The following is a 6,283-nucleotide window of genomic DNA, read 5'->3' on the forward strand; positions in this document are numbered from 1 at the left end:
AGGGGTGGGGACGGCGTCGTCGGGGGCGCGGGGCGGCGGGGGTCAGCTGCGCGCCACCCGGCCGGCCGCGCGGATCAGGGGGACCTGCAGGGGCAGCCGCCCGAGGGAGACCAGTTGCGCCGGCCAGGGCCGGCGTCGCCACTGCCAGGCCATCCACGCATTGCCGGGCCACACGCCGAGGAAGAGCGCCTGCGCGGCGCGTCCGCCCGCGCGCCGGGTGCGCGGGACGGCCAGCAGACCCGCCACGGCCAGCTCGGCCACGCCGGAGCCGTGGGTCCACGCGCGGGCCGAGCCGGGCAGGAACGGCGGGATCAGCCCGTCGAAGGGTTCGGGTCGGACGAAGTGGAGCACGCCCATGGCGGCGAGGGCGGCGGACATCCGCCGGGCGGAGGCGTCGGAGGCGCGGCGGCCGGCCGGGGCGGGATCGGGTGTGGGTCTCATCCTCTCAGTGTCCACCCCCGCCGCGGTGACCGCACTGCGACATGCGGCAAGAGCACGACCAGGAGGTGCACCACGACACCCCCGGGAGGGCCGCCTCCCGACGAACTCCGATCCGGCGGCGGACTGTCCGACGCGTGCTGTGCCCTACCGGATCCGGGCCACGAACATCCCACGCTGAGGGCAGACTCGGGTTCGCAGCACGAGCGTGACGACGGCCCCGCCGCCCGTGACGGGCGACGGGGCCGTCGTCGTGCCGCGTGCGCTCCCGAGACACCTTCGGGGAACGTGCGGCGGGGATCAGTCGTCCTCGACCGGTGCCAGCTGCACGTCGGAGACGGTCAGGGGCGCGGACTCGCCGGCATCGCCCCGCGTGAGGGACAGGTCCGCGATGTTGCCGGCCGCCTTGAGGTCCGCCAGGCCGCCGCGCAGCTTCTCGAGCCACTCGGCCGGCCCGGTCACCACGGCGGAGCGCACCTGGGTCCGCTGCTTCACCTTGGCCTCGGACTTCGCCTTGCGGACGCCGCCGAGGACCTGCGCCACGGTGGGCAGGACCTCGGCGTCACCGGCGGAGGCGGCGAAGGACAAGGCCGCCACCTCGTCCGCGGCGCCCGGCCACGCGGCGGTGTGCACGGAGCCGGCGCGCCACCAGCTCCACACCTCCTCGGTGGCGAACGGCTGGAACGGGGCCAGCAGACGCAGCAGGGCGTCCAGGGTGGTGGCCAGCGTGGTCACCACAGAGGCCTGCTCGGCCTCGCCGTGGCCGCCGTAGGCACGGTCCTTCACGAGCTCCACGTAGTCGTCCGTGAAGGCCCAGAAGAACTGCTCGGTCACGTTGAGGGCCCGTGCGTAGTCATAGGCCTCGAACGCGCGGGTCGCCTGCTCCACGGTGGCCGCCAGGCGCGCCAGCAGGGAGGCGTCCAGCGGGTTGGTGACGGCCGCGGCGTCATCGGCCGTGCGGATGACGGCGTCCTGCGTGGCGCCCAGGTTCAGCACGAACTTGGCGGCGTTGAGCAGCTTGATGGCCAGGCGGCGGCCGATCTTCATCTGCGCCACCTCGTAGGCGGTGTCTGCGCCGAGGCGGGCCGAGGCGGCCCAGTAGCGGACGGCGTCCGAGCCGAACTGGTCCAGGATGTCGGTCGGGACCACCACGTTGCCCTTGGACTTGGACATCTTCTTGCGGTCCGGGTCGAGGATCCAGCCGGAGAGCGCGGTGTCCGTCCACGGCACGGAGCCGTTGAGGGCGTGGGCGCGCACCACGGTGGAGAACAGCCAGGTGCGGATGATGTCGTGGCCCTGCGGGCGCAGATCGAACGGGAAGACGTTGTTGAAGAACGCCTCGTCACGGGACCAGCGGCCCACGATCTGCGGGGTCAGGGAGGAGGTGGCCCAGGTGTCCAGGACGTCCGGGTCGCCGGTGAAGCCGCCGGGGACGTCGCGCTGGTCCTCGGCGTAGCCCGGGGCGGCCTCGGCGGCCGGGTCCACGGGCAGCTGCTCGTCGGCCGGGAGGATCGGGTTCTCATAGTCGGGCTCACCCTCCGCATCCAGCGGGTACCAGACCGGGATCGGCACCCCGAAGAAGCGCTGGCGGGAGACGAGCCAGTCGCCGTTGAGGCCCTCGACCCAGTTCTCGTAGCGGTGGCGCATGTGCTCCGGGTGCCAGGAGATCTCGCGGCCACGCTCGATCAGCTCCGCGCGGCGGTCGGCGTCGCGGCCGCCGTTGCGGATGTACCACTGGCGGGAGGTGACGACCTCGAGCGGCTTGTCGCCCTTCTCGTAGAAGTTCACGGCGTGCATGATCTTCTTCGGCTCCCCGTCCAGCAGGCCGGCCGCGGTGAGGGCGTCCACCACACCCTGCTTGGCGGAGAAGACGGTCCGGCCGGCCACGGTGTCCGCATAGGCCTGTCGGCCGGCGTCCGTGGTGATCCACTCGGGGGTGTCGGCGGCGAAGCGGCCGTCACGGCCGATCAGGGTGCGGGTCGGCAGCTGCAGTTCGCGCCACCAGGTGACGTCGTTGAGATCGCCGAAGGTGCAGACCATGGCGATGCCGGAGCCCTTGTCCGGCTTGGCCAGCGGGTGCGGGAAGACCTCGACCTCCACGCCGTACAGCGGGGAGGTGACGGTCGTGCCGAACAGGTGCTGGTAGCGCTCGTCGTCCGGGTGGGCGACCAGGCCGGAGCAGGAGGCCAGCAGCTCGGGGCGGGTGGTCTCGATGAAGACCTGCTCGCCGTCCGCAGCGGTGAAGGCGTAGCGGTGGTAGGCGCCGGGGACCTCGCGGTCCTCGAGCTCGGCCTGGGCCACGGCGGTGCGGAAGGTCACGTCCCACATGGTGGGGGCCTCGGCCAGATAGGCGTCGCCCGAGGCGATGCCGGCCAGGAAGGCGCGCTGGGAGACGGCGCGGGAGACGTCGTCGATGGTCCGGTAGGTCATGTCCCAGTCGACGGACAGGCCGAGACGGGTGAAGAGGTCCTCGAAGACCTTCTCGTCCTCGACGGCGAGCTCCTCGCAGAGCTCGATGAAGTTCTTGCGGGAGATCACGTCCCAGTCGCGCTGGTTCTTCGCCGGCTTCTCCGGCGGGCGGTAGCCCTCCACGTACGGCTTGGCGGGGTCGCAGCGGACGCCGTAGTAGTTCTGCACGCGGCGCTCGGTGGGCAGGCCGTTGTCGTCCCAGCCCATCGGGTAGAACACGTTCTTGCCGTTCATGCGCTGGTAGCGGGCGAGCACGTCGGTCTGCGTGTAGGAGAAGACGTGGCCCACGTGCAGCGAGCCGGAGGCGGTCGGCGGGGGAGTGTCGATCGAGTAGACCTGCTCGCGGGTGGTCTGCGTGTCGAACGCGTAGGTGCGCTCGTCGGCCCAGCGGGCGGTCAGCTTCTCCTCGAGGCCCTCGAGGGCCGGCTTGTCCGGCACGGCCACGGCGCCGGCGGCGGGGGTGGACGGGGTCGATGCGTCGATGGGCGTGTCTGTGCCCTGCGTGTTCTCAGCCATGCCCGCCATCCTCCCATGACCGGGGCGGCGGGCCGGGCCTGCGACGACGCCCGGGACGTCCCGCCCTTTCAGTCGCTCGACCTGGCGGAGGTGATCCGGGCGGTGCTCCGAACGGCGCGGCTCGGCTACGGTCGGAGGCGTGAGCCACACCCATGAACCTGCGAAGAACCCCGCCCGCGCCGCCGTCGTGACGGGGGCCACGAGCGGCATCGGCCGCGCCACGGCCCTCGAGCTCGCCCGCCGCGGCTGGCGCGTGTACGCGGTCGGCCGCCGGGCCGAGCGCCTCGAGACCCTCGCTGCCGACGCCCGGGCCGAGGGCGTGAGCGGCGACGTCGTCCCCGCCGCCCTGGACGTCACGGACGAGGCCGCCGTCGCCGCGCTGGCCTCGCGCGTCGAGGCCGACGGCGGCGCCGACACCCTCGTCAACATCGCCGGCGGCGCGCTCGGCACGGACGCGGTGGGCGACGGCGACCGCGCCGACTGGGAGTGGATGTACCGCGTCAACGTGCTCGGCACCCTCACGATGTGCCAGGCGTTCCTGCCCATGCTCCGCGCCCACGGCGAGGGCACCGTGCTCAACCTGACCTCGACCGCCGCCGTCACCGCCTACGAGGGCGGCGCCGGCTACAACGCCGCGAAGATGGGCCAGCACGGGCTCACCGGCGCGCTGCGCCTGGAGGAGGCCGAGCACAACGTGCGGGTGATCGAGGTGCTGCCGGGCATGGTCCACACCGAGGAGTTCTCCCGCAACCGCCTGGGCGGCGACCAGTCCGCCGCGGACGCCGTGTATGCGGGCGTGGAGAAGCCGCTCACCGCCGAGGACGTCGCCGAGGTGTGCGTCCACGCCGTCGAGCTGCCCCACCACGTGAACCTGGATCAGATCGTGATGCGGCCGGTCGCCCAGGCCGCCCAGCACAAGGTGATCCGCCGGTGAGCGGCGGGCCGCAGAACGTGTGGGCCGACGCGGTGGGCTCGGCATGAGCGCGCCCGTGCTGCACGTGATCGCCTGCGCCCACGGCACGCACGACGCGGCCGGCCGCGACGTGATCGACGGCCTCCGTGCCGACCTGGCGGCCCTCCTGGCCGCCGAGGGGCCGGGCGCCCAGGTCCACGAGGCCTACGTGGACGTGCAGAGCCCCTCCCTCGACGAGGTCGTGGCGGCCCTGCCCCCGGGGGAGCCGGCCGTGATCGTGCCGCTGCTGCTGTCCCTGGGCCATCACGTCCACCACGACATCCACCACGCCGCAGCCGCCCGACCCGGCACGATCGCCGCCGCACCGCTGGCCGGGGCCGGGGACGACGTCGAGCCGCGCCTGGTGACCGTTCTGGCCGAGCGGGTGGCCCGGGCGGTGCCGGCCGGTGAGGCCGCGACATCGGACGTCATCCTGGCGGCGGCCGGCACCCGCGCCGCGGACGGCCAGGCCCAGGTGCACGCCCTGGCCGGGGCCCTGGCCCGGGCCACGGGACTGCCCGTGACCGCGGCGTTCGGGGCGGCGGCGACCCCCCGTGTGCCCGACGCCGTCGCCCGGGTGCACGCCGCCGGCCGTCGCGCCGTGGTGGCCGCCCACCTGCTGGCCCCCGGGTACTTCCACGACCGGCTCGGCGAGGCCGGCGCGGACGCGGTCACCGACCCCCTGCTGCCGCATCCGCTGGTGGCGCGGATCGCCCTGGACCGGCTGCGGTCCGCCCTCGTAGAGGCCCCGAGGGGAGCCGCCGGAGGCCGCTGAGCCGTCCGTCACACGACCGGGGCCGGACCGGGTCCCCGCCGCGGCCCGGCCCCGGGAACGTGACGAACCGCGTCGACGATCTTGGGGCCGGCATGCCGGGTTCCTAGCGTGGCGGCCATGACCCAGGTGAACGAGACGTCGAGGCCGGCGCGCACTCCGCGCCGTCCCTCCGCCAAGCCGCACGGCCAGTGGAAGGTGGACGGGACCGCCCCCCTGAACCACAACGAGGAGTTCAAGCAGCAGGACGACGGCCTGAACGTCCGCGAGCGCATCGAGCAGGTCTACGCCCACGAGGGCTTCGACTCGATCCCCTCGGACGACCTGCACGGCCGCTTCCGCTGGTGGGGCCTGTACACCCAGCGTCGGCAGGGGATCGACGGCGGCAAGACCGCCACCCTGGAGCCCCACGAACTCGAGGACCGCTACTTCATGCTGCGCGTGCGCATCGACGGCGGCGACCTCACCACCGAGCAGCTGCGCGTGATCGGCGGGATCTCCACCGACTTCGGCCGTGACACCGCGGACATCACCGACCGGCAGAACGTCCAGCTGCACTGGATCCGCGTCGAGGACGTCCCCGAGATCTGGCGGCGCCTGGAGTCCGTGGGCCTGTCCACCACCGAGGCCTGCGGCGACGTGCCGCGCGTGATCCTCGGCTCACCGGTGGCCGGGATCGCCGCGGACGAGATCATCGACCCCACGCCCGTGATCCGGGAGATCGCGGACCGCTGGATCGGCGACCTCGAGATCTCCAACCTGCCCCGCAAGTTCAAGACCGCCATCACCGGACACCCCTCCCAGGACGTGGTCCACGAGATCAACGACGTCTCCCTGATCGGCGTGGTGCACCCCGAGCTGGGCCCCGGTTACGACCTGTGGGTCGGCGGCGGCCTGTCCACGAAGGCCCGCCTGGCCGACCGGATCGGTGCCTTCGTCTCGGCCGAGCGCGCCCCCGAGGTGTGGCACGCCGTCGTGAGCATCTTCCGTGACTACGGCTACCGGCGCCTGCGCAACAAGGCCCGCATGAAGTACCTGCTCGAGGACTGGGGGCCGGAGAGGTTCCGCACCGTGCTGGAGGAGGAGTACCTCGGCTACGCCCTGCCCGACGGACCCGCCCCGGCCCCCAGTCCTCG

The 6,283-nt window shown here is 73.3% G+C and carries 5 protein-coding genes; 3 read left to right on the forward strand and 2 right to left on the reverse strand.

The genetic code is table 11. From position 1 onward, the window contains the following. Positions 1–42: 42 nt before the first annotated feature. Entirely contained in the window at positions 43–378 is a 336-nt protein-coding gene (locus QL983_RS09735; protein ID WP_095346890.1) for a hypothetical protein, read from the reverse strand. Positions 379–738: 360 nt separating this feature from the next. Beyond that, the gene (valS, locus tag QL983_RS09740; protein ID WP_159228112.1) at positions 739–3,423 is read right to left on the reverse strand and encodes a valine--tRNA ligase; all 2,685 of its coding nucleotides are present in this window, start codon (positions 3,421–3,423) and stop codon (positions 739–741) included. Between the two features lie 139 nt (positions 3,424–3,562). Between valS and QL983_RS09745 the strand changes: the two genes are divergently transcribed. The 3 genes from QL983_RS09745 to QL983_RS09755 form a co-directional block, all read left to right on the forward strand. After that, positions 3,563–4,357 carry an SDR family oxidoreductase gene (locus QL983_RS09745; RefSeq protein WP_036316887.1) on the forward strand — a complete coding sequence of 265 codons (795 nt, stop codon included), beginning with the start codon at positions 3,563–3,565 and terminating at the stop codon, positions 4,355–4,357. Between the two features lie 43 nt (positions 4,358–4,400). Further along, positions 4,401–5,150: a CbiX/SirB N-terminal domain-containing protein gene (locus tag QL983_RS09750; RefSeq protein ID WP_036316890.1), complete on the forward strand. Its 750-nt coding sequence runs from the start codon at positions 4,401–4,403 to the stop codon at positions 5,148–5,150. Positions 5,151–5,267: 117 nt separating this feature from the next. After that, positions 5,268–6,283 (forward strand): nitrite/sulfite reductase (locus tag QL983_RS09755; RefSeq protein ID WP_290152694.1); only part of this gene is annotated, 1,016 nt, incomplete at its 3' end.

The organism is Micrococcus sp. APC 4021, assembly GCF_030407635.1.
GTDB classification, from domain to species: Bacteria; Actinomycetota; Actinomycetes; order Actinomycetales; family Micrococcaceae; genus Micrococcus; species Micrococcus luteus.